The organism is Mesorhizobium sp. M7A.F.Ca.CA.002.15.2.1, from assembly GCF_003998715.1.
Taxonomy (GTDB): Bacteria; Pseudomonadota; Alphaproteobacteria; order Rhizobiales; family Rhizobiaceae; genus Mesorhizobium; species Mesorhizobium ciceri.
Map to the genome: position 1 here is coordinate 1 of NZ_RZPI01000782.1, position 2435 is coordinate 2435.

Annotated in this window: 3 protein-coding genes; 2 read left to right on the forward strand and 1 reads right to left on the reverse strand. The window is 64.8% G+C overall.

Annotated features, from left to right (window positions below; all coding sequences use genetic code 11):
- Positions 1-142: 142 nt before the first annotated feature.
- Positions 143-871 carry an AzlC family ABC transporter permease gene (locus ENZ74_RS29195; RefSeq protein ID WP_063168301.1) on the forward strand — a complete coding sequence of 243 codons (729 nt, stop codon included), beginning with the start codon at positions 143-145 and terminating at the stop codon, positions 869-871.
- Positions 868-1164 carry an AzlD family protein gene (locus tag ENZ74_RS29200; protein ID WP_013530970.1) on the forward strand — a complete coding sequence of 99 codons (297 nt, stop codon included), beginning with the start codon at positions 868-870 and terminating at the stop codon, positions 1162-1164. Before ENZ74_RS29195 ends, ENZ74_RS29200 begins: the two co-directional genes overlap by 4 nt.
- 183 nt (positions 1165-1347) lie before the next feature.
- On the opposite strand, the gene ENZ74_RS29205 is transcribed toward ENZ74_RS29200, so the two are convergent.
- The coding region (locus tag ENZ74_RS29205) for a M24B family metallopeptidase (protein ID WP_127313198.1) at positions 1348-2435 on the reverse strand (1088 nt) is incomplete at its 5' end.

A 2435-nucleotide genomic window follows, 5' to 3' on the forward strand; every position in this document is an offset into this window, starting at 1 on the left:
GATCCCGCGATCATTTCCGCTGATCGTTTGGCTCAAGCGAATTCGTGTGACACGGCAAGCCGCGCCACCTACATACCGCGCTTCCCTTGTTGTTGTGCATGTCGTTATCCCCCTTTTGGGCGACATGCATCAGGAGTGGTTGATGGCGACGGACGTAATTTCCGAGAGCGGCGACAGAAGCGATTTCTGGCAAGGCGTGCGGCTGTCGATGCCTGTGGTGGTGGCCTCGGCGCCCTTTGCGGTGCTGTTCGGCGCGCTCGCCGTGGACAATGGCTTCTCGGTCCTGGAAGCCTTTCTGATGAGTGCGCTGGTCTATGGCGGCGCCAGCCAGATGGTCGGCATCCAGCTGTTCGGCCAGCATGTGGCGCCGTGGCTGATCGTCCTGTCGATCTTCGCCGTCAATTTCCGCCACGTGCTCTATTCCGCCGGCATCGGCCGGCGCATCGCGCACTGGCCCCTCATCCAGCAGGCGCTTGGTTATTTCATCCTGACCGATCCGCAATTCGCGGTGGCCGAAGCGCGGGCGCAATCGGGCCGGACGGTCGGCTTTGCCTGGTATCTGGGACTTGGCTTGCCTGTCTATCTGTTCTGGATCCTCGAAAGCGCGCTTGGCGCGCTGTTCGGCAAGCTGATCCCCGACACGCACGCGCTGGGCATCGATTTCCTGCTGCCGATCTATTTCCTCGGTCTCGTGCTGGGCTTCCGCAAGCGGCCTCTGTGGCTGCCGGTGGTCATTGCCAGCGCTGCCGCCTCCATCATCGCCTACAAGACCGTGGGCTCGCCCTGGCATGTCTCGATTGGCGCTGTTGCCGGTGTGCTGCTGGCGGTCATCCTGCCTCCCCACCATAGCGGCGTAAAGGCACGGCCATGAGCACGACCTTCTGGATCATTATCGCCGGCGCAATCGCGACCTATCTGACGCGCATCGGCGGGCACCTGGTGATATCGCGCTTCGATACCATCCATCCCCGCGTCGAGGCCGGCCTCAATGCCGTGCCGGCGGCGGTGCTGACGACGCTGGTAGCGCCCGAGCTGTTGAACGCCGGCCCGGCGGAATGGGCCGCACTGGTGGTCACCGCCGTGGTTTCGCTGCGCGGTGGGTTGATGGCGATGTTTTTGGCGGGCGCGGCGGTATTGATCGTGGCGCGGCAGTTCGTCGGGTAGGGCGTATCGATATTCAGGTGATGACGGCCTGCAAACGGCGGCTTCCTGCGCTTCCCCGTTCTACCGCGTCGCGGTAGAACTGAGCTCACGTACCCAAAAGTACGCTTCGCTCCGGTTCACGGAACCCATCGTTTTCGCTCGTCCTGACCTGAATCTCGACACGCCCTCGGCGCCTCAGAAAAATCAAATCTTCGCGTCGTGCGGCAGCGGCGCGGTGGCCTTCTCCAGCCAGGCCAGCGTTTCGCCGTCGAGCATCGGGCCGATCTCGGCCAGCACGCGCGCGTGGTACGAGTCCAGCCAATGCAGCTCGTCACGCGTCAGAAGGTCCGACTGCACCAGCCTGGTATCGATCGGCGCCAGCGTCAGCGTCTCGAAGCCGTGCATGGCGATGTCGCCGCCCTCGATCTCTTGCGCCGGCGTCACCAGGATCAGGTTCTCGATGCGGATGCCGTAGGAGCCTTCCTTGTAGTAGCCGGGCTCGTTGGACAGCATCATGCCTTCGAGCAGCTTTTCGGTGCCGGTGCGGGCGATACGCTGCGGGCCTTCATGCACGGCCAGATACGAGCCGACGCCATGGCCGGTGCCGTGGGCGAAGTCGCAGCCGTGCTTCCACAGCGCCATGCGCGCGACGGCATCGATCTCGGAGCCGCGCGTGCCGGCGGGAAAGCGCAAGGTGGAAATGCCGATCATGCCTTTCAGCACCAGGGTGAAGCGTTCGCGCATCTCCTGCGTCGGCTGGCCGATCGGCACGGTGCGGGTGATGTCGGTGGTGCCGTCCTGATACTGCGCGCCGGAATCGAGCAGGAACAGCTCGCCGGCCTGCAGCTTGCGGCTGGTGGCGCGCGACACGCGGTAATGCATGATGGCGCCGTTCGGGCCGGCGCCCGAAATGGTGTCGAAGGAGACGTCGCGCAGCGGCATCTGGGTTTCCTCGCCGGTCCGCCGGCGCTGTTCCTCCAGCCTGGTGACGACAGCGATCTCGTCGAGCGAGCCGGGTTTTTGCCGCTCCAGCCAGCACAGCAATTTCGCCACGGCCGCACCGTCACGCCGATGCGCGGCGCGCGAGCCGTTGATCTCGGCCTGGTTCTTGGTGGCGCGCGGGATTCGGGCAGGATCTGCTGCTGCAATGACGGCGCCGCCATTGTCCTCGACCAGCATGCGCAGCCGGTCAGCCGCCAGCACCGGGTCGAGCGCGATTTTCGCGCCACTCTTGGCAAGCGCTGTGATCGCGGCTTCGAATTCGCCGGGCTCATGCGTCTCGGCGAGCTGGG